Consider the following 24,047-nt stretch of genomic DNA (forward strand, 5'->3'; position numbering starts at 1 on the left):
CAAAATAACAGGCGAACGCTGTTCGCCCCTACATATAAACAGCGTATTTACGCCAATTGTAGGGGACGGCGCCCTCGACGTCCCGCTTTTGTCGAACTTTTTCAATAAGCTGGGGCGACCTTGGGTCGCCTGTGTATCTCATTTTTTGCTCTGTGATTTCGACTTGGTGATATAGATTAAATTTTTTGGAGGTATTGATATGTGTGTAGGTTTATCTGCAAAGGTAGTAAGTGTAAACGAGGGCACTGCTGTTATTGACGCAAGCGGTGCAAAAAGAGAGGTATCTGCTGACCTTATCGACGATCTCGAGGTAGGGGATTATGTCATGGTACACGCAGGGGTGGCTATCGCAAAGATAACCTCTGACGATAGCGAAGAAACTGACGAGATAATGGAGAGTATCCAATGAACACTATAGAAAATGCAAAGGAGATAATAAGCTCCTACAAACGTGATGACGGCAAAAAGCTTCGCATAATGGAGGTCTGCGGTACTCACACCCACGAGATTTTCAGGCTTGGCATAAGAAAGCTCCTTCCTGAGAGCGTTGAGCTTATCTCAGGTCCTGGCTGTCCTGTGTGCGTTACCCCCATTGGCTTTATCGACGAGGCTTGTATGCTCGCTCTTGAAAAAGGTGCGGTGATATGCACTTTCGGCGACCTTATAAGAGTACCCGGTACAGAAATGAGCCTTGCAGGAGCAAGGTCAAAGGGTGCTGTAATAAAGACAGTCTATTCGCCCCTTGACGCAGTTTCATATGCCGAAAGCCATAGAGATGAGCAGGTGGTGTTCCTGGCCGTTGGCTTTGAAACTACCACCCCATCAGCCTGCCTTGCAGTAGAAAAAGCGAAAAAGCTGGGGCTTGAAAACTTTTCTATTCTTGGTGCAAACAAGACCATGCCAAACGCCTATAAGGCTTTGGAGGGAAGCGCAGACGCATTTTTGTACCCCGGCCATGTCAACGCTATCACAGGCACAGCCGTGTGCGAGGAGCTTGTGAAAAAGGGCGTTTCAGGCGTTGTTACGGGCTTCACGGCTGCTGAACTTCTTACGGCTCTTGCTGTTACCATAGAACTTTCTCAGCGTGGCGAGCCGTTTTTCAGAAACTGCTATCCGAGAGTGGTAAAACCTGAGGGCAACCCTGCCGCCATAAAGCTTATGGAAAAGGTCATGACCCCCTGCGACAGCGAGTGGCGTGGACTTGGTATCATCCCAATGTCAGGCATGATACTCCGTGACGAATATGCCGACTTTGACGCACGAAAAAAATTCTCCCTGCCGAAAATAACAGGCAAGCCAAACCCAGCCTGCCGCTGTGGAGATGTTTTGCAGGGCAAGTGCAAGCCCTCAGACTGTAAAGTTTTCGGCAAGGTCTGCACACCGCTGCACCCTATAGGTGCGTGCATGGTGTCAAATGAGGGCGCTTGCTCGGCATATTATCAGTATGGCAATTTGTAAAATAAACTATCCGAAAAGAGGAATAATTATGACAGATAAATTTGTTACCCTTGCCCACGGTGCAGGAGGAAAGCAGACCTCCGAGCTTATCGACCGTGTGTTCAAGGAGCATTTCGCTAACCCTGACCTGACCGCCGACGATGCCGCCGTGCTTTCCATGGAAAAGGGCAAGATAGCATTCACCACAGACGGCTTTATAGTTTCCCCATACGAATTCGCAGGAGGAAATATCGGCAAGCTAAGTATTTGCGGCACTGTGAACGACCTTTCCTGCATGGGCGCAAAGCCTTTGTATCTCTCCTGTGCTTTCGTTATCGAGGAGGGCTTTCCAATGGATAAGCTTGAGGAGATAGCCGCCGCCATGGCAAAGACCGCTAAGGAAGCAGGTGTCGAGATATGTGCAGGTGACACAAAGGTGGCAGGAAAAGGTCAGGTAGACGGCGTTTTCATTACCACTACGGGCATAGGCAGGATAATGGACAACGCCAACACCTCAGGCAAGCTTGCTAAAGCAGGCGACGCCGTTATAGTGTCAGGTGATATCGGCAGACACGGCTGTACCATACTTTTAGCTCGTGACGAGTTCGGCATAGAGGCAGACGTAACAAGCGATTGTGCACCCCTCTGGGCAAACGTAAAAGCCATGTTCGACGTTACAAACGATATCCACGTTATCCGTGACGCAACAAGAGGCGGTGTAGGCACTGTTCTTTACGAGATAGCAGGTCAAAGCGGTGTGGGAATAACCCTTGATGCTGAGAAAATACCGGTGGCAGACGAGGTGAAAGGCGTGTGCGGTATGCTGGGCTTAGAACCATTGTATCTTGCCTGCGAGGGCAGACTTGTTATATTCGCACCAAAGGACAAAGCAGAGGATATCGTTTCTGCCCTTAGAAAGTGCAAAAACTCAGAGAACGCCGCTGTCATAGGCGAGGTCACAGAGGATAACGCAGGCAGAGTTGTAATGAAAACAGAGATAGGCTCACAGACCCTTCTCCCACAGCCTGGCGGAGAGCTTCTCCCTAGAATTTGCTGATATAAAAAATATTCTGCATAACACGTTGGCACATTGTAGGGGCGAACAGCGTTCGCCCGCCTGATTTTCTCGCAAACTTATGTTGAAAGCCGCATTTGGGAATATTGAGCCAAAAATTGCGTGGATATCATGAGTTTGTCAGGCAAACAAAACGGGCGAACACTGTTCGCCCCTACATATATGGAATATAAAAAACGGAACTGTTCAGCTTGATTTGAACAGTTCCGCTTTTTTATCTGTAAGACTCTATCGCCTCAATAGTCTTTGCTATATCCTCGTTATTGTGAGCATAGGAAACGAACATCGCCTCGAATTGCGATGGTGCAGTGTAAATGCCGCTTTGAAGCATATGACGGTAGTATCTGCCGTAGCTTTCCGTGTTGCAAGCCCTTGCCTCATCATAGCTTTTCACTCTCTCGTCATTGAAAAATACCGTCATAAGCGAGCCACAGCGATTCACGTTCAGACCCTTTTCTCTTATGGCATTCTCTATCATAGCCGACTTTCTGTCAAGCTCCTCATAGAAGTTTGGTATGCTTTCTATCTGCCTGATAGTTTCTATTCCTGCCGCCACTGCGCATGGGTTTCCCGACAGCGTGCCTGCCTGATACACAGAGCCTAGTGGTGCAACGCACTGCATTATCTCAAGCTTTCCCCCATAGCAGGCAAGGGGCATTCCTCCCCCCACTATCTTGCCAAGGGTAGTCATGTCAGGGGTAACTCCGAAATATTTTGAAGCTCCCCCCTCTGAAAGCCTGAAGCCTGTTATAACTTCGTCAAATATAAGCACAGTGCCGTGCTTTTTCGTTATCTCTCTGAGAAATTCAAGAAAGCCCTTTTCAGGCGGAACAACGCCCATGTTTGCGGCGCATGGTTCAACGATAAGTGCGGCTATCTCCCTGCCATATTCCTCAAAAAGCTTTTCCACAGAAGCAGTGTCATTGTATTTTGCAAGAAGCGTGTACTTTGTGCAGCCCTCAGTCACTCCTGCACCCGATGGGATAGCCTGCGTCATAAGTCCCGAGCCTGCCTTTACAAGCAATCCGTCCGAGTGACCGTGATAACAGCCCTCGAATTTTATTATCTTGTCCCTGCCTGTGAAACCTCTTGCGGCTCTTATTGCGCTCATGACAGCTTCCGTGCCTGAGTTTACGAGCCTGAGCATTTCCATAGACGGAAAGTGCTTTTTTATAAGCTCAGCCAAGGTTATCTCGCCCTTGTGGCAAGCACCGAAGGTAAGCCCCTTGTCGCAGGCGGCTTTCACAGCATTTATCACAGGTTCACAGCAGTGACCAAGAATGTTCGGACCCCATGAGCATACATAGTCGATAAACTCGTTTCCGTCCTCGTCCCATATCCTTGACCCTTTCGCATGGTCGATAAAAAGTGGAACAGTGCCAACCGCCTTGCAGGCTCTAACAGGGCTGTTCACTCCACCGGGCATAAAACCGCAGGCAGTTTTGTAAAGCTGTTCAGACTTAGCAGTGTTCATGTCAGTTGTCCTCCTTTATCCATTTTGCGGCGTCAAGAGCATGGTATGTTATGATAATGTCCGCACCTGCACGCTTTATAGCAGTGAGATTTTCAAGAACGATACGCTTCTCGTCTATCCAGCCAAGCTGTGCCGCCGCTTTTACCATAGAGAACTCACCGCTTACATTGTATGCCGCAATCGGCAGATCATATCTGTCCCTGGCGGCTCTGAGGATATCAAGATAACAAAGCGCAGGCTTCACCATTACCATGTCAGCCCCCTCCTCGATATCGTCTTCTATCTCACGGAGAGCCTCACGTCCGTTGCAAGGATCCATCTGATATGACTTTCTGTCGCCAAAGCATGGTGCAGATTCTGCGGCGTCACGGAACGGAGAATAATATCCCGAAGCAAATTTTGCACTGTATGACATTATAGGGATATCAGTAAGAGCATTCTCGTCAAGCGCCGCCCTTATTGCCGCAACTCTGCCGTCCATCATGTCGGATGGTGCGATAATATCAGCGCCGGCCTTTGCAAGGCTCACCGCCATTTTGCACAGAAGCGGCAAAGTGCTGTCATTGAGTATCTTGTCGCCCTTGACAACTCCGCAGTGTCCATGGCTGGTGTATTCGCAAAGACAAACGTCTGCAATAACGAGCATATCAGGATAGTGTTCCTTGATGTATCTTATTGCCTGCTGTGTAACGCCCTTGTCATTGTAAGCCTCCGTTGCAAGCTCGTCCTTTTTCTCCAGTATGCCGAAAATAAGCAAGCCCGATATTCCACTGTCTGCTATCTGCGGCAATATCTGCTCCAGATTGTCGATAGAATACTGATAAACTGTTGGCATAGAGTCAACAGGCTTCATGATGTTATTGCCCTCTGCCACAAAAATCGGGTAGATAAAGTCTGCCGCATTTAATCTTGTTTCGCAAACCATTCTTCTCATTACTGGGTTTGCCCTTAATCTTCTGAATCTTCGCATTTTTATCTTCCTCTCACTTATCTGAAAGTATCTTTTGTATTATTCCCTCTGCCGTGCTTTCTGTTGGAAGCAGAGGGCCATTTATACCGTATTTTTCAAGCTCTGCCGCCGTCACTTCGCCTATGGAGATACACTTTGTATTCTCTGATAAGCTTCCTCCGCCACGGAAAAAGCTCCTCACTCCGCCTGCACTGGCAAACACAGCGTAGTCATCATCTATCTTCTCGCCTGTGCTGTAAACAGGCTCGTAAATATGCACATCATCAAAGTTCAGCCCTTTTTCAGCCAATGGCTTAACAAGCTCCGCTGACCCCTCCGAGGAGCGTACTATAAGAAGCCTGTCCTCACAAGTAAGAGTGTCCGAGAGCATATTTCCAAGAGCCACGCTGTTGAATTTTTCAGGCATTATGTCTGCATAAAGCCCAGCCTTTTCAAGCTTCGCCATGGTGCCTTTGCCTATGACAGCTATCTTCACTCCGCTTAGCTTTCTTATGTCAATACGGCTTTCTCTAAGCCTTTTCCAAAATATCTCCGCACCATTTGGACTTGTAAGAGCAACATGGCTGTAAAAGCCCTCTGAAAGCCGCGAAAAAGCTTTTTCCGTGACCTCATCGTGCAGCTCCCTAAGCTCAAATCCGCCGCAGCGGTGAGCATATGCCCCAAGGGCATTGAGCGACTTTATAAGCCGCCTTGAAAGCCCCTTTGTGGCAGTGACAGCCACAGAAACTCCATACAATGGAGGCAGGTAGGTAGGCGAAAGATCAAGCCCGGCGGTTTTTCCAACTATTATCACAGCAGGCGCAGGCAGATCCTCTCTCTTCACCTTTTCAGCAATGTCGCCAAGACAGCCCTTTACAGCCCTCTGCTCAGGGGTAGCACCCTTTGATATCACCGCCGCAGGAGTATTTTCGCCCATGCCGTTTTCAATGAGCCTGCCTGCTATCTCAGGGAGATTTCTAAGCCCCATAAGAAAAATAAGCGTTCCACCGCATTTTGCATAGCTTTCAAAATGCTCAGGGAGCAGGTCGTTCGCAGTGTGACCTGTTATAACATGAAAGCTCCTTGAAAGTCCCCTGTGGCTCACCGGTATACCTGCAAGCTCAGGCACTGCCACCGAGGAAGTCACCCCCGGTATAAGACTGTATGGTATGCCTGCGGCTTTGAGTGCAGTTATCTCCTCGCCCCCTCTGCCGAATACAAAAGGGTCGCCGCCTTTTAGCCTGAGAACAACACCGCCCTCTGCAGCTTTTTCCACAAGAAGCGTGTTTATCTCCTCCTGCGTGGAGCTGTGTCTGCCTGCACGCTTTCCAACGCATATTTTCTCCGCACCGTCCTTGCAGAAGTCAAGCAAACGGCTGTCTATAAGGCTGTCATATATCACCACGTCACAGCTTTTCAGAGCCTCATAACCTCTCATTGTGATAAGGTCATAATCTCCACAGCCTGCCCCTGCAACTATAACTCTGCCGCTCATAGCTTATCAGTCAGCTCCTTAACAAGTTCAAATCTTTTTTCTATCTCTTTTTCGCCCTGAGCAAAATGCCCCTTGCCGTCTGAAACAGTGAGAGATATCTTTTCCCCATTTATCTCGCTGTATGCCCCCACAGGCACAGTGCAGTCCGCACCCAGAAGTCTTATCACCTCACGCTCGGTTTCAAACCTGAGCATAGTTTCCTTGTGTGATACCTGCGAAATTATCTCAGCCGCCTTGCTCTCCTTTGCACATTCCACTGCAATTATAGCCTGACAAGGTGCAGGCAAAAGCTCCCAAGGCTCAAACTCTTTCACTTCATATTCTTCAAGTGAAAGCCCCAAACGCTCCGTTCCTGCCGCACAAAGTATTATGCCGTCATAAAGCCCATCAGAAAGCTTTTTGAGCCGTGTCCCAACATTACCTCTTATATCAGCAAACTTTGCGTCAGGATAAAGCCTTGCAAAGCCCCCACGTCTACGCTGACTTCCTGTGCCAACAGTGAAAACATCACAATCGTTAAATACAACGCCTTTTTTGGTCACAAGCATATCACGATAGTTCCCACGAGGGCAAACTCCTGATATCTCCAGCCCCTCGCCCAGCGTAACAGGCAGGTCCTTTGCACTGTGTACCGCAAAGTCTATTTCTCCGCTTTGCAAAGCCTGTTCTATTTCCGTGACGAACACACCCTTGCCGCCTATCTTGTCAAGAGGTCTGTCAAGCTGTCTGTCGCCCTTTGTGGTGAAGGTGACTATCTCGGTATCATACTCGGGAAAAGTCGCCTTTATCATGTCAAGTACCATATAAGTCTGCGCCATTGCAAGTGGACTTTTTCTTGTGCCTGCTCTCAGTTTCATTTTCGCTCCTTTATCATCTCTATAAGCTGTTCCTCTGTTGGAAGCACGTCACTTTCAAGGCATTTTTTCAGAACCTCTGCCATAGCCTTTTTCCTAGCCTGCTCCGTGGATATATTTTCAAGGGCATAGTCACGGACTTTCCCCATGACATTGCATATATCCCCAAGCCTGCCCTCTGTCTGCGATTGGATCGTCTTTCTCAGGTGAGAAGCAAGGGTGGGGCTTTTTCCGCCTGTTGAAATGCCAATGCACACGTCCCCCTCTGTAACAATGGCAGGGAAGAAGAACGTACAGCTCTCAGGGTCATCAACTGCGTTGCATGGAATGTGCCTTTGCCTGCAAAGCTGAGAAATGTGCCTGTTTACACCGCTGTCCCCTGTGGCAGTTATCACAAATGTACTGCCGCCTATGTCGCTGTCTTTAAAAGCACGCTCAAAAAGTGTTATCATGCCCCCGCCTGCAAGTTCTCTTATCTCACCGCAAGCTTTTGATGCCACCACCTTTATTATAGGCGAAAAGTCAAGAAGCTTTTCGATCTTTCTCAAAGCTACCTGTCCGCCACCCACTACAAGGCATGGCATATTCTCAATATTCGCAAAAAAAGGAAAGTATGGCATCGTCATTCTCCGTATTCTTTTATTACTTCTATAACCTTGCCGAAAGTCTGTGAATCAAGCTCCGACTTTAGTCTGAAAAAAAGCTCTTTCGCCGAAACCTCGCAAAGTCTTCTGTCAAGGTTCTCAAACTGCGGAAGAAAATCATGGAACATAAGTTGCTTTTCAAGCTCGTCAGTTTCCTCTTCTATGATAAGCTTTGACCTCTCCACGCTGTTAAGCTTTTTGAGATTGTTTTCTTTGGCAAGCTCCGTGAAAAAGTCCATGTCTATAAGCCTAGCTCCTGCAAGCTTTTCCACGGCATGGTCAATATCTCTCGGCACTGCAAGGTCTATAAAAAGCTTGTTTTCATTATCACTGAGCATATCCGCCGTAACAGTGTAGTGGGGGCTTGAAGTCGCCGAAATTATGCAGTCACATTCACCAATGCGCTCATATCTCTTTTCGTATGGTATAAGCTCAAGCTTTGGATCGTCTGAAATATATTCCAGTGCATTTCTGTGTGAACGTGTTGTTGCAAGCACAGTTACGTTCTTGTATGAAAGAAGATTTTTCAAGACCAGCGAACCTATCTCACCGCTCGCTCCAAGAAGCATCACCCTGACATTATCCTTATAATGTGCCGCTTCCTTAGCCGCAAGAGTGGCCGTGGAAACAGAAGTCTTTGAAAGCTCCGTCTCCGTCTTTATTTTCTTCGCACAAGCGATAGCCCCCTGAAATATCATGTTCACCTCAGAGGAAAGCCCAATGCGCTCCCTTGAAAGATCATATGCACGGCGAACCTGTCCAAGTATCTCGTCCTCGCCTATGACCACCGACTCTATGCCGCATGATACGCTGTAAAGCCTTTTTACCGCTGTCTTGTCTGTGAATATCATGACCTTGCGTTTTAGCTTTGCGGTATCCACTCCGCTGTGACCGCAAAGAAGCGTTATGCCCTCTTCGGGCGTTCCGCAGAAGTAAAGCTCCGTTCTGTTGCAGGTGCATATAAGCACAGGTGAAAGGTCCTTTACGTCAAAAAGCAGCTTTTCACATTGAGCGCTGTCAAATGTGAAAAGGCTGCGAAAGGCTTGTCCGCAAAGCTTGTGATTTACGCTTATGCAGGTGAAATTTTTCATTTTTCTGTGTTATCTCCTGACTTTTCGGGATAAAGTGCGTCATAGTCAAGCTTGGTGAATCTGTGATATGTTATGCCACCCAAGTCGTCCTGTAAACAGTATCGGCAGCCGTCAGGCTCTCCGTCTGGAAAGTATGCAAGCAGGTCAAATTCATCGTCAGGTGCAGCAGTTATAACAGCGTTCTTATTGTACTTTCTGAATATCTCAGCCGCTCTTTCAAGAGAACACCCCTCTTTTACCGCTCCGATAAACTCCACAAGGAACGGGCTTGCCTCCACCTTTTCGTGGATAGCCCTCACGCTCTCCTCTGATACCGTAACAGCTATCCTGCCGTCCTGAGCAAGCGAAGCCTTGCATGAAAGTATCTCGCTTTTGTATTCGTCTATGGCTTTTATCATTTCCTCAGCAGTAAGTTCGCCCCCTGTTATGGCGTTGAGTGAGTCAAGAGGATAAAAAAGCGTCACCGCATTAGGGGTAAACCCAAGCTTTATCTGCGACTCTTTTATAGTATCGGTTATATTATGTTCAAGCTTTATAAGCTCTGTCATGAAAATTCTCCTTTATACATAATTCCTATAGGCTTTGTATGCTTTTATAATATCACATATTTCTCATGTTGTCAACCTTGTTTCCTCGCCTATATATTTTTTCAGTGCATTGATATAAAATTCCGTCAGTGGATTAGAAAGTACCTTTTTGTGAGTAACTATGCCAATGCGCATCGACCCCTCCGCTTCAAGGGGAACAGCCACGATATCACTGCCGTTGAGCTTTTCGTCAATAACACCACTGCAAATGGTGTAGCCGTTAAGACCGATAAGAAGATTAAAAAGGGTCGCACGGTCACGGACACGGATATTCTTTGGTCGCTTTATGGTGCTGAATATCTCCTCCGAGTAGTAGAAAGAGTTGTATTCTCCCTGCTCAAAGGATAAGTAAGGGTAGGGGAGCAGGTCGTCAAGGGTCACAGACTTTTTCTGCGCAAGAGGATTTGCAGAGCCTACAAAAACGTGTGGCTTTGCAGAAAATAGCTCCGTGAATTTAAGCTCTTTGGACTTTATCTCCTTGGAAAGCACAGGCTCGTTGAAATCGTTGAGATAGAGTATGCCAAGCTCGCTTTTCATTCTCGCCACGTCCTCGATTATCTCGTGTGTCTGCGTTTCACGAATACTGAAATCATATTCATCTCCGCCAAACTGCTTTATAAGGTCAACAAAAGCGTTCACCGCAAAGGAGTAATGCTGAGTGGATATGCAAAACTGCCTTTTGCCGTGTTGTTTTCCGCAGTATTTTTCTTCAAGAAGGCTCGCCTGTTCAAGCACCTGCCTTGCATAGCCCAAAAAGACTTCACCCTCTTTTGATACCGTTATGCCCTTGTTTGTGCGTATGAATATAGTGATATTCATTTCCTTTTCAAGCTCACGGATAGCATTAGTAAGACTAGGCTGAGAAATAAAAAGCGACTGTGCCGCCTCGCTGACAGTACCTTTCTCCGCCGTCACCACCACATATTTAAGCTGCTGTAAGGTCATATCTCCACCCCTTTTCAGATATATCCTTATTATATAGCGTATTTATGAAATTTTCAAGTGGAAGAACGCCCCCAAACAATATAAAAGATCCGCACAGCGACACTCTTTTGTACGCAATGCGGATCAATTTTCTATCTCATCATCTCAATATCCTCATAAAGCCCCTCTATCTCATCTTTCAGCCGTCTTATCTCATGAAGACGATGTCGGTATTTTTCGCCGATCTCTCTCTGCTCCTCCATAGTCGGCAAAGGTATCTCACACTCTTTCAACCCCTTTGTGTGCAATATCCTTAGTACCTTTCCGCTGCGACAGCCGTCAAGCATAACCTTTCCCTCTGCCGATGAAAGATAAGCCGCAATATAGTAAGGGTCAGCCTTCTCCTTGTCAAGTCCTATCCTTATAAGCGTGGGTGAAACAAGAAGCTTTCTGTCCCCCATATCGCCTACACATATCACCTTGAAATTCTTGTCCGTGGTAGAAAGTATCACATCTCCGTCCTTTATGACATATTTCTCAAAACGCTTGCTGTCATAAACTATCTCAATGCAGTTTTCCGCAATAACGCCGTCGTCAATGTCCACAAGCCTTAGATATTCGCATGGCTTAGTAAACTCATTGTCCGAAATGTAGCTCTCCGCCATAAGTCCATGACTTATCTCTTTTATGATATCTCCGAAATTAACTGTATTTACATTCATTTTAGTCACCTCTCTTGATTTCCATACATCTCAGACAATGCCGAGATCTCTTCTTTTACAATATCCACAGCCCTCTTTGGCGAGGTCAGCTTCACAGCTTTTCTGTTAGCTATCGCCCAGCGTACAGCCGTCTGGATATTTGCCCTGAACGTCACGTCATAGATATCGTCATTACCTATGGCCTTATTGCAGGTGAACTCATTCCCGAATGTATCAAGCACAAGACTTATGTCTTTCTTTTTTATGTTGATATGTACACGCTCCACAGTCCCGTCAAGCATATACCTGTTAAGATTTTTGTATTGCACAGGCTTTAGATCCCTCGGAACATTGCTAAGCGTCTTTACATCTCTCATAGAGCCGTCCTCTTCGCAGATACTCGCCTTTAGGATCTTGTCTATCCTGAAATGACGAAGATCATCGTAACGAACATCACTTGCAAGGAGATAGTAAAAGCCGTCTGCCATAACGATGCCATAAGGGCTGAGCATAACACGTTGAAGCTTTATACCGCTCTGTGGGTCGCTCTTAGTGAGGAGCTTGCCGTTCTTGTCATAATCGCTTATGGTAACATCAAGCTTCCTGTTGGTGTTCATAGCCTCTTTGATATTTTCTATCACCAAAAAAATGCTCTTGTTGCCATAGTGAAAGGTCTCTCTGAGATTGGCTTCCTTGCTCTTTGTGTTACCCGTAGATAAGCTGTTTATCTTTTTTATCAGATCCCTCACATAGTCCGCAGGGAGCATTGGTGAGTATATGATGCTGTCTGCCAGAAACTCATATTCCTCAGCGGTGATGTCAGAGGCGTAGTAAATATCTGTGATGTATTTTTTATCGCTTTTATCATCATCGTTGTCATTGTCTGCGATGAAAACATTGCAGCTTTCATCGCCTATTATGCTCTTCAAATGCTGAGCCACCGTCTTGCGGTTAGGCTTTATGCCAAGATTTTCCTCAAGATAACCGCAGATCTGCTGCTGAGTAAGGTGGTGCTTTTCATCACTGTGTTCTTTGAGTATCTCAATGATCTTGTGCGAAAGCATATCTGTTTTTGTATATGACATTTTTGCCCTCCTGTTCTGTGATATCTTTCTTTCAATATATCACTTTTGCTTTATTTTGTCAATTAAATTATTTCGTTACTTTTACCCAAGTGTCTCATATATGAGTGTTTTAAATTCTTTGGGCAGTTCATTTAAATTTTCGCCAAGTTCAAAATTCTCTTCATTTATCACACCAATACCTTTAAGCACTTTATATTTGATACCATATTTGTCAAGCCTTTTTGTGCAACTACTTTGCATTTTATCAGGTATTAAGATATAAAAATAGTCATATGGTGCCAGATACTTGTTGTAATACTCATAAATATCTGTATTTGTATCAAATACGTTTTTTGTATATTTAGGATCTAGAATATCATAATAATACTTTAAAATATCAATTATAACAAAACGATTTGTAACTGACGTCGGTAATTCGACCTTTATAGTCCTATGCTTTTGTGCCTCCAAAAATATCATATGTTGGCATACGGGTGTGTACTTTTCATTAAGAAAATCTTTTGCTTTTTTTATTGTTTCTCCGTTTTTATCTACAAAAAATTGCTTATAAAAGAGCCAGTAGAAATTACGATCATAATCCCAAATAACTTTATAATCCCTAATAACTTCAAGACCATATGCATTATGGATCTGCTCATTATTCGTATCTATTATTTCTTTAGCTTTGTTGAGTTTTTCAGAAGTAGTCTTATATGATTTTGTCAATTTTTCTATCTCATCTTGAAATTGTGACATTTTGCTTTTTTGCTTTTGGATATCAGCGTCATATTTACGCTTTACTCCCTCATATTTCTTTTTTGTCTTGTAGCGATATATGGCAATAGGAATGCGTATCGCTATATATACATATGGGAAAAGATGAAGCGGTTTTTTCAAAAATAAGGAATAGACGCCTCCGAAAAATCCTTTCATAATTCTTCCCAACGTGCCATTTATTACAGATCCCAATGAACCTAACCCCCAAAATAGGAACGCCAAAAATAAAAATAGTCCACTTAACCCAATTAAGATCGACAAGGATTCATTGTATTTCCCCTCAAGGCTCTGCACTTTTTCATCTCTATCTCTTTCAAGTTCCTTAATTTTTGATTCATAATTTGAAATTATAATCTCTTTTCTAAATTTAATCTCATTTTCAAGTTCTTCCCCACTTTTCATAGGAAACCATTTTTTATCAAATGAATGCCAATCATCTGAATAGATCTTATCTGCAATAAGCTCTTTTTTCTTTTGTAAACTATTATTGGTAGGTTCTAATAATTTTTCAGCGATCTTCCTGAACTGACAGTCCATAAAGATTACAGTAAATGAATCGTGTACCGCTTTTGTACATTCACTGTTTCTTTCAATGACCAAATGATTATTTGATTTGAAAAGTTCTCTGCTCATATAATAATTGCAAAAAATCTTTTTCATTTCCTCATCGAGTGAATGATAGTATTTGTGCAGTGCATTTTTTTGAGATAAAATTCCGCCATTATCATCTTTGTAATATCTCCACTTGCTGTCATAACTGAATTCGTGGTAAGTGGGGCAGGCGTATTGTTGCCACTTTTCTTCAGCCACTTCTGCAGATATTATCGTTCCGTCATCATCGAAATAATAAGGGTTTTTAAAGCTATCATTATACTGCTTGTATGATTTTGCATTCTGTTTGTATATCATACTCTGAAAATGGGCATCTTCAGCAGCATGAAGTTCATTTTGGTGGATACGTTCTTGTTCACGCCGCTGATCATCAGCGAGTTCATCGAGCCGTCTGCGTTCTTCCTCTCGCCTGTCGTTTTCGTCCTGTAACATACGATTGGTCTCAAGACGCATCTTGTTTGTTTCTTCTTCAAGTTTCTTTTGTGCAGCGATCCTTTGTTCATCAGCATATTGTTGTTCACGGATCAATCTACGCTGTTGTTCTGCTTCAGCAGCACGCTGTTTTTCTTCCGCCTGCTGCTGTTCACGCATCAATTTTTTTTGCTGTATCTCATCAAGTCTTCTCTGATTGGCATCATAGACGGCTTTATCCTCAAAAAATTGACGATCACGTTCCTTCTGATTTACCCGTTCTATATATCGGTCATTACTACTTGGATAACGCCTAGAATTATTGCTTTGATATGACATAGTAAACACGCCCCCATTAATATTGATAATTTTATAATGTAATTATATCAAATTATTCTTTTGCTTTGTTAAGCTGGCAGCTTAGTATAACGTTTAAGTTACAATAAATTTACTTTTTCTTCTATAAAAGGATACAAAATTTACTTTTTCTTCTATAAAAGGATACACCACCTGCTTTAGCACCCTAACAGGCAGCCTGTGCCCGAAATCCGCCGTCAGCATATTTTCCTCACCGAATTTCTCCCTGAACATATCGGCGTTGTGAAGCAGCTCGTCATTTCTGCCGAAAATGCCGAAAGTTTCTTTTGAAAAATCATATGACGATGAGTTGTATCCTTTGAGAAGAATTTCAAGCTCATCAATGAAGCTCCGGTCAATGGTGTATGATATAGCGCCGTCCTGTCTTGGTCTGAGAAAATCATGCTCCCCAAGCCCGATAGCGTTTTCAATGTCTGTGGGAGCGTTCATGGCGGGATTGATAAGAAATTTTGGTATGCCCTTTATAAGCATTGCATAAAAGCCACCCAAAGATGTGCCGACAACAAAATCAAACTCATTGCCGGCGACCAGCTTGCTTATAAAAGCAAATGCTTCAAGTGGGCGAACAGGTATGTCAGGAGAAATGACCTCGATGTCAGAAAAAAGCTTTTTCAGCACCGATGCCGTCGCTCCGCCCCCTGCAGAGCCGATCCCGTGCAAGTGCAGTATCTTCCTCATTAGTCATCACCTTCGCTGAGATATTCTTCTCTGTTCTCTTCGCTCTCAAATTCCACATCATTAGGGTCGCCCTCAAATTTAAGCACAGGCGAGCCGTATAGTCCCCAGAAAGCGTCAGTGCCGATCTTTTTTACAGACTTCGGTATCACAATAGGTGTTTCAAGATTATGACACATAAAGAAAGCCTGCGAGCCGATTTCCTCCACGCCCTCGTGAAGAATAAGTTCTTCCATGCCAAATATCTCACTGAAAGCACTGCCACATATTTTCTTGATGTTCCCTGGTATCTCCACTTTTTTTAGTGTCGATTCCCCAAAAGCACCATTGCTGATCTCCGTCATGGTCGAGGGAAACTTGACGCTCGTTAAAGGCATCATATCAAAAGCCAGAGGCTCGATGTCCTCTATTCCCTCAGGTATCTCCACAATAAGCGGAGCGTACCTGTCCTTGCTGTTGAGAATGTAGTCTGCATAAGCCTTTGAAGCCATATCAAAAGTAAAAGTCTTTTCCATATCCGTTACCTCCATATCATTAACAATAGACCGACTTCCACATCAGACCCTCTGGTCTCTCGTGAAATTCAAGCTTTCCGTCCTTGTAAGAGAAATAGTCTGAAACGTTCTTGTCAAAAACAAAATCAGGCTCAGCCTCAAGTATTATCTTGTAAGTGCCGTCATCTTCCTTGTCGATACCGCCATAGAACGCACCCTTTTCAATGACCTTTACCGACTTTGGTATAACAACGCCGCTTGAATAGCAGTGGAAAAATGCGTCCTCTCCGATAAATTCAAGCTTGTCATTGAACCTGATGTTCTTTATATATTCACAGCGCCAGAATGCACCCTTGCCGATAGACCTGAGTTCATGAGGACAAATAAGGTTGTGAAACGGCGTGTTCCTGAACGCATAATCGCCTATCTCTCTCAGGGTCGACGGCAGACTTATGTTCATAACAAAAAGATTGTCAAAAGCATAGTCATCTATCCTCTCTATGCCCTCAGGGACTTCAATGTGAAACCTCTCCGCATATCTGTTCCCTCTGAGTATCTGATCTGCCATAGCCCTCGCCGCCATTTCTGCAGTGTATATCTTGCTCTTTTCCACTGTATCAAGTCCTTTCTTTTTGTGTTGCTCTTATCATACCACCCACCATGGGTAAAATTTCGGATATTAAAAACTTCCGCTATGTCCACATTTTTGAACATTCCGGGTGCTATAATGCAGATATAGACGAAAAACAAGAATGAGAAAAGACCACGGAGGCGGATTTTTATGCGTTGTTACAGAGCAAGATGTATACTCGAAGAGTCTATTATCAGAAGAACAAGAGATAATGAAGAAGAGTACGATACATTCTTTGATGAGAAAAACCAGCTTATAAACGAGTTCAATGAAATGGCACGCACCATGCCCAACAGAAGCTGTGCCTTTATATCAAGCGCCGTAAAAGATCAGGCGATCATAGGGGTAATGATGACAGACATTGAAGCCGACGTAAAAGCCTATGTAAAGAACTTCTTTTCATTTATAAAGCTTGAGTGCGTGGATATAAATTTTGAGGAAATAACAGTGGAAACGTTCAAAAGAATGATCCCCAACGGCTATCATGATAATTTCAAGTTCGATGAAGATCTGCTGAATGACTATGAACTGGACGACCTGTTCAGTAACTATAGAAGATCGTACATAAGCGAAAATATCACAAAGTCCATTGATAAAAAAGACGCTCTCACCGTAGCAAAAAAATATCTCTGCTCAGATACCTTTGAGCCTGAGCTTAAGAGAATTTTCAGAAAGAACAGCGTCGGTGTGACAAAAGGCATACCGGTACATTATTTGGTCCAAAGCGATAATGCCCATAGGCTTGCCGATACCCTTGTAAGCTCCCTGTATTCAAATAACAGGCTAGGCTGTGCAAGATATACCGTCCTCGACCTTTATAATTTATCAGCCCGAAGCTCAGATATCCGTGAACTGTTCCGTGTCTGCAGCGGCTCTACCATCATAATGAATTGTTGTGGTTTAAAGTGTACCAACAGCGATAATTGTACAGCCGATGAAACTATCCCCGATATCCTCTTTGACCTCATCAATGACTACAAAAACGAGATACAGTTTATTTTTACCTTTTCAAATGACGGACCTTCTCTCCCTGACGCTGTGGAAGAAAAGCTCGGCGCTATCACATTCGTGAAGCTTGCGGACGATACTGTAGAAAACGAAGATGCACATAAATATCTCAGAAAGCTTTGCAGAGAAGAGAATACCTCCTGCGATAAAGACCTCCTTTCCCTGTGCGCAAAGGATACCCCATATAGAGCAAGCGAGCTTATGGGTATGTACGATACTTGGTATTCAAATGTCCTGAAAACAAAAATCTATCCCCAGTATTCAAACTTCAAAAAGCTTTATGACAGGGAAGAAGCCAAGGAGATAAAAGGCTCTGCCTACAGCGAACTTCAGGAGCTTACCGGACTTGATTCCGCCAAGAGCGTTATCGAAAAGGCGATAACATATTCAAAGGCGCAGAAAATTTTCGCCGATAAGGGCATGAAAGAAAGCCGAACAGCCATGCATATGGTGTTCACAGGCAACCCCGGCACAGCAAAGACCACAGTTGCAAGGCTGTTTGCAAGAATACTCAAAGAAAACGGCGTGCTTTCCAAAGGCGACCTTATCGAGTGCGGACGTTCCGACCTTGTTGGAAAATATGTTGGCTGGACAGCCGTTCAGGTGAAGAATATGTTCAAGAAAGCTAAAGGCTCAGTGCTTTTTATCGACGAAGCCTATTCCCTCTGCGATGACCGCTCAGGCTCTTATGGCGACGAAGCCATAAACACTATCGTGCAGGAAATGGAGAACAACCGTGACGATATGGTAGTCATTTTCGCAGGCTATCCAAAGGAAATGAACGACTTCCTCGACCGCAACCCCGGTCTAAGGTCAAGAATAGCGTTCCACGTCAATTTTGAGGACTATACCGCCGAGGAGCTTCTTAGTATCGTCCATCTTATGGCTAAAAATAATGAACATAAGCTTGCCGACGACGTTGACGAAACGCTCCTGCCTTTTCTTGAAAGGGTCTGCAAGAAGCCGAATTTCGGCAACGGCAGATTTGCAAGAAATCTTATAGAGGGCGCACTGTTCGGTCAGGCACTCAGGCTCACAAGACAGAATTTCAGCACCATGACAATGGACGATATCGTGACCCTAAAAGCCCGTGACTTTGACCTCGCCGAGAACGATACCCTCGAAGAAGAGCCAAAGCATATAGGATTTAACAGATAAAGAAAGAATGATTTTTTATGGCAAAAATTTTTACACAGGATATGGCAAAAAGAATGGTAGCTCATCAGATAAAGACTTCCTATAACTCGGGCTATCAAGTATTTATGATACCGGAGGGCTTTACAACGATAGGAAAAAGCGCCTTTGAAAATATGGATATCGACAATGTAATATTCCCTGCGTCCCTTGAAGTTATCGAGGATAACGCCTTTAAAAGCTGCAGGCTGCGAGAGGTGCGTTTTCCTGAACAGGTCAGATATATAGGCAACAGTGCCTTTGAGGATTGTGTATCCCTCCACAATGTCGAGTTTGAGTATGACCTCACAGAATATATAGGTGATCGTGCTTTCTATAACTGCATAAGTCTTACTGACATTAACAGCACATACAGTATCGAAATACCGAGGAGCGTAAAATATATCGGCAGAGACGCTTTTGCACGTTCAGAGAGCTTTGATGAAGACGAACACCTTGACTTGACTATACTCTCAAACCCTGATATAAAGATCGACTGCTGCTACTCCCACGAGCCTATAGACCTTTCTGCCTTTGCCACGAAGCCAACAGCACAACACTTCGTAGAGTATGGCGTAATAAGTGCCAATGAGCAGTATGGCGGCGAAAGATATGTTTTTACTGGATATAACGCCAAAGAGCTTTACGCAGATTATATCCTTAACCGAAAAGACCCATATGAAGATTTTATTGCAAGAATACCCGAGGGCGTTACGTTTATATGCGATAGTGCTTTTGAGCATATGCCTGTTGACGAGGTGATATTACCAAATTCTCTTCAAGCTATCGGCGAGGATAGCTTCTCAAGCACTAATATCTCAGAAATAGTTATCCCACCGAATGTTGAGCGTATCGACCGTTTTGCATTTGCCCGTAATGAATTTCTTGAAAAAGTTACCATGAGCAGCGACAAAATATCCAAAATGGATGCGTGGTTTGATAATTGCCTGAGCCTTGAAAGCATAACCATTCCGCCTTGTATCAAAGAGATCACAAGCTATACATTTGACAACTGCATCAATTTAAAAAATATCGAGATAAGCGAGGGCGTTGAGAAAATAAAGTGTAATGCCTTTGACAACTGCAAAAGCCTTAAAAAACTCGTTCTCCCTACCACCATAAAGACCCTTGAAAATGGCTGGGACATAGGACTTAATACAGGCAAAACAGGAGAAGTGACCGAAATAATATTCAAAGGCCACGAGGATTGGAAAATACCAAAAGGCTATCATATCAAAAGCTATAAGGACGGCAAGCTTGATATAGGCAAGTGTTTTCCTGAGGGAGGCAACAACCCTGCAAAAATAAAATATTTCACCACCGAAGAAATGCTTGAAGAAATAGAAGAGCTTTATAACAGAGCTGTAAGGTATGAGGAAGGCAACCCTGACAGAAAATATGATGATGAAATGAACAGATATTGGCATATAACAGCTTTTTATAAAGATGTATATGTTTCAAGCTTCCCTGCAGGCGACCATGTAGGTGAATCTTATCACCATTTCACCATTGGCGGAAACACCCGAAAGAAGCTTGAATATATTCTTTCCCACCGAGAGGGCATACTCTTTTCGTTCATAGAAACATACCTGCCTGATGTGGATATGTACTGTATTTACTGTGACGATGAGGAGTTCGATTGCGATCAGGACGATGTAGCCTATAATATAGAGGACGCTTTCTTTATGAGAAAATACGCCCCCGGCCTTAAAGAACTTCCAATGAACCTTATCACCAGACTTAGACTATGTGAGGAGCGTAAAAGATGATATATGTAGTTGGCGACCTCCACGGAGATCTTTCAAAAATAAAAAAGCTCCATGAGGATAAGAAGCTTAGTAAAAGCGATACAGTTATCCTCCTCGGAGATACCGGACTATCAAGCACATATGAAATGTTTGCCACAAGCCTTAAAAAACAGCTTGCGGCTATCCCCACAAATTTTCTCTGCGTCCGAGGAGAATTTGACGCACTGAATTCTATTACCTATACAGAATCAGAGCGTTGGCATCTTCATATAACAAATGGCAAGATACACGATAACAGCTATAAACAGAAAATATGGAACTGTGGCAAAGGTGATTATGAAGAAGCCTATCCCAATATCCTCTATGCCAATGACGGCGAGATATTTGTTATCGAGGATAAAGCTATCCTCACCATAGGCGGAGCTTGTATGCAGAATAAACAGTGGCGGTCAGATATCTTTGGCATAGAGTTTATCCCCGATAAGCCTCAAAAAGCGGTCAAAGATAAAGCAAAATTCAATCTCGAGCAGTATGGCTGGAAAGTGGACTATGTTGTAACCCATACCTGCCCCTATGAGTATAGACCAACAGACCGCTATATCCCCGACCTGAACACCGCCAAGTGCTTCAAACGGCATTATGATAACGAAAAGTTTCTTTCCAAAATAAGAAATAAGCTTGTCTATGAAATGTGGCTCTGCGGACATTTCCATTTAGATCGTACTGTGGGCAACGTGAGATTTCTCTATGACGATATCTATGAGATAAAATAAAGCGCAGGCACTATGGAGCATACGCTCTGTAGTGCCTGCTTCCGTCATTTTTGACCCTCACAAAATCAAGCTCATCAAGCCCGAACAGCCTTGTAAGCTCCGCCAACATCTCCTCACTGTTCAGCGCAGGATTAAGATATATCACAGCCTTGCCGCCCTTTATCTCCACTCTGCCCCGAGGATAATAATTGTACTCTTTCCCATGTGTTACATTTTTCTGCAGTCCCTCCCAAGTCAGCCTGTGATTGAAATTATCCCCCGACTTTGAGTTAAGTCCACTGCCGTCACCAATAACATTTCCCGATTTGTCGTACTCTAACTTCTTTGTATATAATTCACCCTCGATAAGCCAGAATATTCCCTTGTATATCATATTATTCACCTCAATATGATAATACCGTTTTCTATGTCCAAAATTGCACACATAGACTGTGCTATGATTATATCAGACAAAGGAGGTGAAAGTTATGGCACAATACAATGTACAGTTTTCCATTGACGGTCGCAGAACGCAGGAGATCGTGTCAGCATACAACACCAATGATGCGAGAAAAATAATCGAAGCACGATACATCGGCGCAAAGATCGTTATATGGGGTGTAACAAAGCTCTGATTTGTTCGGTCGATCAGGGGCAGAGTGTAAAAAACTCCGCCCTTGCTTGACCGAATAACGAAAGGAAGTGTCTATGGTAACATCAAAATCAGTTGAAAAGAACAACGAAGAATGGTACAACAAAACCGTGCAGATATTTGAACGCTCGTACCGCACAGACGCAAGCTTTGTGATATCTCACATAAAGTCTGCTCAGAAAAAGTTCACCTGCCAAGGCTATCTTATCACAGCCGCAAAAGGGAAGCCCCTCAAAGTCTTTTCGGGCGAGAGTGAAGCAATAGAAAAGCAGTTGCAAAACAGCAAGATACCATATTCACAGCTTATCACAGTGCAAAATAACAGGTCCTTGCAAACTGCCTATATCGCCTATACCAAGGATAAACAAAAGCTCACAGAAGCCCTGAACAACAGCGGCTTCACCATCATAGAAGTTGTGGACAGCTTTATGTCAGACTATGACAAAGTAATGATAAGAGTTGCCGAAAACATCTCACAGCGTCATTTGTTTGACAGCATAGGGCTATGGTAGGGAGGTGACAGCATCGTGACGATCCCCCACGAGCGAAGCCCACCAGATTTGGTGTGCTTGACTAAAAAATCCCCCGCCCTTGACTTTCACTTTATGAGTACGGCTGTCTTTAGGAACATTATTAAGTTTGAGATGTTGTCATCAATTTGTACGAGTGTAAAGATAATCTTCCATATTTGATATACGTAACAAACTTCTATTAAATCTTTATCGTCGCTTCTTCATATCTATTGCTATTTTCGGAGCATTCGATTCTGACGGTCAGTTCTGTTCACCTTCTCTACTTTCTGCATAGATTCCTATTTTTAATTGCAGCTCTTGATTTGTATGGCGATCGTATTATTGCTCAAGGATATAATTTCTAAGTTATTCAATATCGCTTTTCAATTCACAATAAGCAACTTTTTCATTATTATAAAACATATAAAATCTTTCTCCTTTATTGAAGTCAATATTGCGATCTGATATAGGAATGGATTTTATATTAGCGTCAAAAGACTCTGATGATATAAATTTAACATCTTCTATCGAAATACAAAAAGTATGTGAAATAGGCTTATCATTTATATCTACAAAGCAAATAGGGAAAATTCGTTTTTCTGAAAACAAGATTTTTCGTTTGATCAACGAAAAATCTTTTATCAAAGTAAAATTCGCAGTGCCTTTTTTCCTGGGTATGAAATGTTTCGTTTCCATCTCCAAGGGCAAAGCTATACAGATAATAGAGTAGATGATCCAAAATATAAATATACTATAAATTGCAAACACATATTTTAAAAAAATAATAAAAGCCAAACCGACAATGGCTCCTAACCCATAGATCCAACCGTATTTATATATTTTGCTATAATTACCACAGTTAGGGCAATGATAATGACCTCTTTGAAAAAATCGACCTTTTATGATTTCTCCACACCAAGGACATCTTTTGTTTAAACTCATAAATTCACCACCGTTTGTCACTAAGTTTTGTTATAATACAACATATTTCCATCTCTTATCAATAAAGCCGTCGAAATAGTTCTTACATATTACAATGCCTACTTTGTCCAAATAATTCTCTTTAACTGCTGATTTTCCATAAATGCTTTGGATTGCATTCATTCTTCCGGCTTATAAACTTTTACAACCTTATTCTCTTTAAATAAATATATTCTGTCACATTTTTCACATCTCCACACATCATATTTCGGATCAGGGACATCTAAAAAATATATCCACCCCTTTTTTTCAAATTCAGACCATTCACGATCAGAGTACACATAATACTCTGTATCGTTAGGGTCAAGCTGATTTGTGAGCATATTCCCACATCGACATACAAATCTCATATTATCTCTCCTATAAATTGTATATTTTTAGTAGCTGCATATTCCGCATACAACATTCAAAATTGCCGAAAACAGGGCGTTTGTGACCTCGGTGTATTGGTGCTGGGGGATATTTTTATCCTCGCATATCGCCGCAACTTCGTCATTCCAGCTGCCCATTCCTGCGAAAACGCAGGCGGACAAAGCGCCGTTCAGCACATTGTCAAGGCGGTCGGTATCATTCAAAAGACGGTGGGCTTCTTGGAAATCTTCTTCAAAGCCGTGATAGCCGATAGTGTCGCAAAGCTTTTGAGCTTTTTGTATCGCATTTTTCAGATCGGATATACATTGTTTGATATCGGGACTGCTTGGGCAGACTTTGTAAAAAAGCGCTTTTTTCACTCCGCTTATCTCACGGTATGTTACATACCAATGGGTGTCTTGCCAAACTCTTTTGATCGTCCAAATGCTCTGTTTGCTTTTGAATTTTGTTTCAAGAAAGCAAATCTTATCAAACTCAAATGCGCTTTCGGGCAAGGCAAGTTGATCGCCATTTCGGGCTATCGAAACGCCCTGCAAACCACGGCTTTTAAGTTTTTGACAAAAATGTGCAGGGGAA

The 24,047-nt window shown here is 43.4% G+C and carries 26 protein-coding genes; 8 read left to right on the forward strand and 18 right to left on the reverse strand.

What is annotated here, in order from left to right:
* The first annotated feature begins 199 nt into the window (after positions 1-199).
* Genes DW938_RS08880 through hypE form a run of 3 tightly spaced genes read left to right on the forward strand, consistent with a single transcriptional unit; the run spans position 200 to position 2,494 of the window.
* Positions 200-409 (forward strand): HypC/HybG/HupF family hydrogenase formation chaperone, encoded by a 210-nt coding sequence (locus DW938_RS08880; RefSeq protein WP_022287101.1) that lies wholly within the window; start codon positions 200-202, stop codon positions 407-409.
* Complete coding sequence (gene hypD, locus DW938_RS08885; RefSeq protein ID WP_117927841.1) at positions 406-1,458, forward strand: hydrogenase formation protein HypD; 1,053 nt, start codon at positions 406-408, stop codon at positions 1,456-1,458. The genes DW938_RS08880 and hypD overlap by 4 nt, the downstream gene beginning before the upstream one ends.
* A 28-nt stretch (positions 1,459-1,486) precedes the next feature.
* Positions 1,487-2,494, forward strand: a complete 1,008-nt coding sequence (hypE, locus tag DW938_RS08890) for a hydrogenase expression/formation protein HypE (RefSeq protein ID WP_038670360.1) — start codon at positions 1,487-1,489, stop codon at positions 2,492-2,494.
* Between the two features lie 232 nt (positions 2,495-2,726).
* On the opposite strand, the gene hemL is transcribed toward hypE, so the two are convergent.
* The 14 genes from hemL to DW938_RS08960 all read right to left on the reverse strand — a co-directional run bounded on the left by hemL (position 2,727) and on the right by DW938_RS08960 (position 16,255).
* Complete coding sequence (gene hemL / locus DW938_RS08895) at positions 2,727-3,986, reverse strand: glutamate-1-semialdehyde 2,1-aminomutase (protein WP_118124535.1); 1,260 nt, start codon at positions 3,984-3,986, stop codon at positions 2,727-2,729.
* Between the two features lies 1 nt (position 3,987).
* Positions 3,988-4,956 (reverse strand): porphobilinogen synthase, encoded by a 969-nt coding sequence (gene hemB, locus DW938_RS08900; RefSeq protein WP_118124536.1) that lies wholly within the window; start codon positions 4,954-4,956, stop codon positions 3,988-3,990.
* Positions 4,957-4,969: 13 nt separating this feature from the next.
* The gene (gene cobA, locus DW938_RS08905) at positions 4,970-6,430 is read right to left on the reverse strand and encodes a uroporphyrinogen-III C-methyltransferase (protein ID WP_118124537.1); all 1,461 of its coding nucleotides are present in this window, start codon (positions 6,428-6,430) and stop codon (positions 4,970-4,972) included.
* Positions 6,427-7,287 carry a hydroxymethylbilane synthase gene (hemC, locus tag DW938_RS08910; protein ID WP_118124538.1) on the reverse strand — a complete coding sequence of 287 codons (861 nt, stop codon included), beginning with the start codon at positions 7,285-7,287 and terminating at the stop codon, positions 6,427-6,429. The genes cobA and hemC overlap by 4 nt, the downstream gene beginning before the upstream one ends.
* Positions 7,284-7,904, reverse strand: coding sequence for a bifunctional precorrin-2 dehydrogenase/sirohydrochlorin ferrochelatase (locus DW938_RS08915; RefSeq protein ID WP_181984400.1), 621 nt, complete (start codon positions 7,902-7,904; stop codon positions 7,284-7,286). The genes hemC and DW938_RS08915 overlap by 4 nt, the downstream gene beginning before the upstream one ends.
* Before the next feature lie 2 nt (positions 7,905-7,906).
* Entirely contained in the window at positions 7,907-9,019 is a 1,113-nt protein-coding gene (gene hemA, locus DW938_RS08920) for a glutamyl-tRNA reductase (protein WP_118124540.1), read from the reverse strand.
* Positions 9,016-9,567, reverse strand: a complete 552-nt coding sequence (locus DW938_RS08925; RefSeq protein ID WP_118124541.1) for a DUF3877 family protein — start codon at positions 9,565-9,567, stop codon at positions 9,016-9,018. The genes hemA and DW938_RS08925 overlap by 4 nt, the downstream gene beginning before the upstream one ends.
* Before the next feature lie 63 nt (positions 9,568-9,630).
* Entirely contained in the window at positions 9,631-10,551 is a 921-nt protein-coding gene (locus tag DW938_RS08930) for a LysR family transcriptional regulator (RefSeq protein ID WP_118124542.1), read from the reverse strand.
* Positions 10,552-10,682: 131 nt separating this feature from the next.
* A complete protein-coding gene (locus DW938_RS08935; protein ID WP_118124543.1) occupies positions 10,683-11,252 on the reverse strand; it encodes a restriction endonuclease subunit S in 570 nt (189 codons plus the stop codon).
* Positions 11,253-11,257: 5 nt separating this feature from the next.
* The gene (locus tag DW938_RS08940) at positions 11,258-12,316 is read right to left on the reverse strand and encodes a WYL domain-containing protein (RefSeq protein WP_118124544.1); all 1,059 of its coding nucleotides are present in this window, start codon (positions 12,314-12,316) and stop codon (positions 11,258-11,260) included.
* Between the two features lie 81 nt (positions 12,317-12,397).
* Positions 12,398-14,434, reverse strand: a complete 2,037-nt coding sequence (locus DW938_RS08945; protein WP_118124545.1) for a hypothetical protein — start codon at positions 14,432-14,434, stop codon at positions 12,398-12,400.
* 93 nt (positions 14,435-14,527) lie between these two features.
* The gene (locus tag DW938_RS08950; protein WP_117878496.1) at positions 14,528-15,151 is read right to left on the reverse strand and encodes a YqiA/YcfP family alpha/beta fold hydrolase; all 624 of its coding nucleotides are present in this window, start codon (positions 15,149-15,151) and stop codon (positions 14,528-14,530) included.
* Positions 15,151-15,663 (reverse strand): leucine-rich repeat domain-containing protein, encoded by a 513-nt coding sequence (locus DW938_RS08955; protein ID WP_181984109.1) that lies wholly within the window; start codon positions 15,661-15,663, stop codon positions 15,151-15,153. The genes DW938_RS08950 and DW938_RS08955 overlap by 1 nt, the downstream gene beginning before the upstream one ends.
* 19 nt (positions 15,664-15,682) lie before the next feature.
* Positions 15,683-16,255 (reverse strand): leucine-rich repeat domain-containing protein, encoded by a 573-nt coding sequence (locus DW938_RS08960; RefSeq protein ID WP_118124547.1) that lies wholly within the window; start codon positions 16,253-16,255, stop codon positions 15,683-15,685.
* Positions 16,256-16,423: 168 nt separating this feature from the next.
* Here DW938_RS08960 and DW938_RS08965 point away from each other — a divergent pair, with 168 nt between their 5' ends.
* Genes DW938_RS08965 through DW938_RS08975 form a run of 3 tightly spaced genes read left to right on the forward strand, consistent with a single transcriptional unit; the run spans position 16,424 to position 20,975 of the window.
* A complete protein-coding gene (locus tag DW938_RS08965; RefSeq protein ID WP_118124548.1) occupies positions 16,424-18,439 on the forward strand; it encodes an AAA family ATPase in 2,016 nt (671 codons plus the stop codon).
* Positions 18,440-18,456: 17 nt separating this feature from the next.
* Positions 18,457-20,223 carry a leucine-rich repeat domain-containing protein gene (locus tag DW938_RS08970; protein ID WP_118124549.1) on the forward strand — a complete coding sequence of 589 codons (1,767 nt, stop codon included), beginning with the start codon at positions 18,457-18,459 and terminating at the stop codon, positions 20,221-20,223.
* Positions 20,220-20,975 carry a metallophosphoesterase gene (locus DW938_RS08975; RefSeq protein WP_118124550.1) on the forward strand — a complete coding sequence of 252 codons (756 nt, stop codon included), beginning with the start codon at positions 20,220-20,222 and terminating at the stop codon, positions 20,973-20,975. The genes DW938_RS08970 and DW938_RS08975 overlap by 4 nt, the downstream gene beginning before the upstream one ends.
* 10 nt (positions 20,976-20,985) lie before the next feature.
* On the opposite strand, the gene DW938_RS08980 is transcribed toward DW938_RS08975, so the two are convergent.
* The gene (locus DW938_RS08980) at positions 20,986-21,348 is read right to left on the reverse strand and encodes a hypothetical protein (protein ID WP_118124551.1); all 363 of its coding nucleotides are present in this window, start codon (positions 21,346-21,348) and stop codon (positions 20,986-20,988) included.
* A gap of 94 nt (positions 21,349-21,442) precedes the next feature.
* Here DW938_RS08980 and DW938_RS14780 point away from each other — a divergent pair, with 94 nt between their 5' ends.
* Together DW938_RS14780 and DW938_RS08985 are read left to right on the forward strand one after the other, a co-directional pair.
* Positions 21,443-21,589, forward strand: a complete 147-nt coding sequence (locus DW938_RS14780; RefSeq protein ID WP_181982541.1) for a hypothetical protein — start codon at positions 21,443-21,445, stop codon at positions 21,587-21,589.
* A 73-nt stretch (positions 21,590-21,662) separates the two neighbouring features.
* Positions 21,663-22,118, forward strand: coding sequence for a hypothetical protein (locus tag DW938_RS08985; RefSeq protein ID WP_118124552.1), 456 nt, complete (start codon positions 21,663-21,665; stop codon positions 22,116-22,118).
* Between the two features lie 366 nt (positions 22,119-22,484).
* Here the strand turns inward: DW938_RS08985 and DW938_RS08990 are convergent, their stop codons facing one another.
* From DW938_RS08990 to DW938_RS14785, 3 genes are all read right to left on the reverse strand, one after another.
* Positions 22,485-23,060 carry a hypothetical protein gene (locus DW938_RS08990; RefSeq protein WP_118124553.1) on the reverse strand — a complete coding sequence of 192 codons (576 nt, stop codon included), beginning with the start codon at positions 23,058-23,060 and terminating at the stop codon, positions 22,485-22,487.
* A 158-nt stretch (positions 23,061-23,218) separates the two neighbouring features.
* Positions 23,219-23,449, reverse strand: coding sequence for a hypothetical protein (locus DW938_RS08995; protein ID WP_117927856.1), 231 nt, complete (start codon positions 23,447-23,449; stop codon positions 23,219-23,221).
* 27 nt (positions 23,450-23,476) lie between these two features.
* A partial coding sequence (locus DW938_RS14785; protein ID WP_181984401.1) for a hypothetical protein occupies positions 23,477-24,047 on the reverse strand: 571 nt, incomplete at its 5' end.

It is taken from the genome of Ruminococcus sp. AM43-6 (genome assembly GCF_003461785.1).
GTDB lineage: Bacteria > Bacillota > Clostridia > Oscillospirales > Ruminococcaceae > Hominimerdicola > Hominimerdicola aceti.

Excerpts from the sequence above, each read along its gene's own strand:
- DW938_RS08880 (WP_022287101.1), top strand. The coding sequence starts at position 200 with ATGTGTGTAGGTTTATCTGCAAAGGTAGTAAGTGTAAACGAGGGCACT.
- hypD (WP_117927841.1), top strand. The coding sequence starts at position 406 with ATGAACACTATAGAAAATGCAAAGGAGATAATAAGCTCCTACAAACGT.
- hypE (WP_038670360.1), top strand. The coding sequence starts at position 1,487 with ATGACAGATAAATTTGTTACCCTTGCCCACGGTGCAGGAGGAAAGCAG.
- hemL (WP_118124535.1), bottom strand. The coding sequence starts at position 3,986 with ATGAACACTGCTAAGTCTGAACAGCTTTACAAAACTGCCTGCGGTTTT.
- hemB (WP_118124536.1), bottom strand. The coding sequence starts at position 4,956 with ATGCGAAGATTCAGAAGATTAAGGGCAAACCCAGTAATGAGAAGAATG.
- cobA (WP_118124537.1), bottom strand. The coding sequence starts at position 6,430 with ATGAGCGGCAGAGTTATAGTTGCAGGGGCAGGCTGTGGAGATTATGAC.
- hemC (WP_118124538.1), bottom strand. The coding sequence starts at position 7,287 with ATGAAACTGAGAGCAGGCACAAGAAAAAGTCCACTTGCAATGGCGCAG.
- DW938_RS08915 (WP_181984400.1), bottom strand. The coding sequence starts at position 7,904 with ATGCCATACTTTCCTTTTTTTGCGAATATTGAGAATATGCCATGCCTT.
- hemA (WP_118124540.1), bottom strand. The coding sequence starts at position 9,019 with ATGAAAAATTTCACCTGCATAAGCGTAAATCACAAGCTTTGCGGACAA.
- DW938_RS08925 (WP_118124541.1), bottom strand. The coding sequence starts at position 9,567 with ATGACAGAGCTTATAAAGCTTGAACATAATATAACCGATACTATAAAA.
- DW938_RS08930 (WP_118124542.1), bottom strand. The coding sequence starts at position 10,551 with ATGACCTTACAGCAGCTTAAATATGTGGTGGTGACGGCGGAGAAAGGT.
- DW938_RS08935 (WP_118124543.1), bottom strand. The coding sequence starts at position 11,252 with ATGAATGTAAATACAGTTAATTTCGGAGATATCATAAAAGAGATAAGT.
- DW938_RS08940 (WP_118124544.1), bottom strand. The coding sequence starts at position 12,316 with ATGTCATATACAAAAACAGATATGCTTTCGCACAAGATCATTGAGATA.
- DW938_RS08945 (WP_118124545.1), bottom strand. The coding sequence starts at position 14,434 with ATGTCATATCAAAGCAATAATTCTAGGCGTTATCCAAGTAGTAATGAC.
- DW938_RS08950 (WP_117878496.1), bottom strand. The coding sequence starts at position 15,151 with ATGAGGAAGATACTGCACTTGCACGGGATCGGCTCTGCAGGGGGCGGA.
- DW938_RS08955 (WP_181984109.1), bottom strand. The coding sequence starts at position 15,663 with ATGGAAAAGACTTTTACTTTTGATATGGCTTCAAAGGCTTATGCAGAC.
- DW938_RS08965 (WP_118124548.1), top strand. The coding sequence starts at position 16,424 with ATGCGTTGTTACAGAGCAAGATGTATACTCGAAGAGTCTATTATCAGA.
- DW938_RS08970 (WP_118124549.1), top strand. The coding sequence starts at position 18,457 with ATGGCAAAAATTTTTACACAGGATATGGCAAAAAGAATGGTAGCTCAT.
- DW938_RS08975 (WP_118124550.1), top strand. The coding sequence starts at position 20,220 with ATGATATATGTAGTTGGCGACCTCCACGGAGATCTTTCAAAAATAAAA.
- DW938_RS08980 (WP_118124551.1), bottom strand. The coding sequence starts at position 21,348 with ATGATATACAAGGGAATATTCTGGCTTATCGAGGGTGAATTATATACA.
- DW938_RS14780 (WP_181982541.1), top strand. The coding sequence starts at position 21,443 with ATGGCACAATACAATGTACAGTTTTCCATTGACGGTCGCAGAACGCAG.
- DW938_RS08985 (WP_118124552.1), top strand. The coding sequence starts at position 21,663 with ATGGTAACATCAAAATCAGTTGAAAAGAACAACGAAGAATGGTACAAC.
- DW938_RS08990 (WP_118124553.1), bottom strand. The coding sequence starts at position 23,060 with ATGAGTTTAAACAAAAGATGTCCTTGGTGTGGAGAAATCATAAAAGGT.
- DW938_RS08995 (WP_117927856.1), bottom strand. The coding sequence starts at position 23,449 with ATGAGATTTGTATGTCGATGTGGGAATATGCTCACAAATCAGCTTGAC.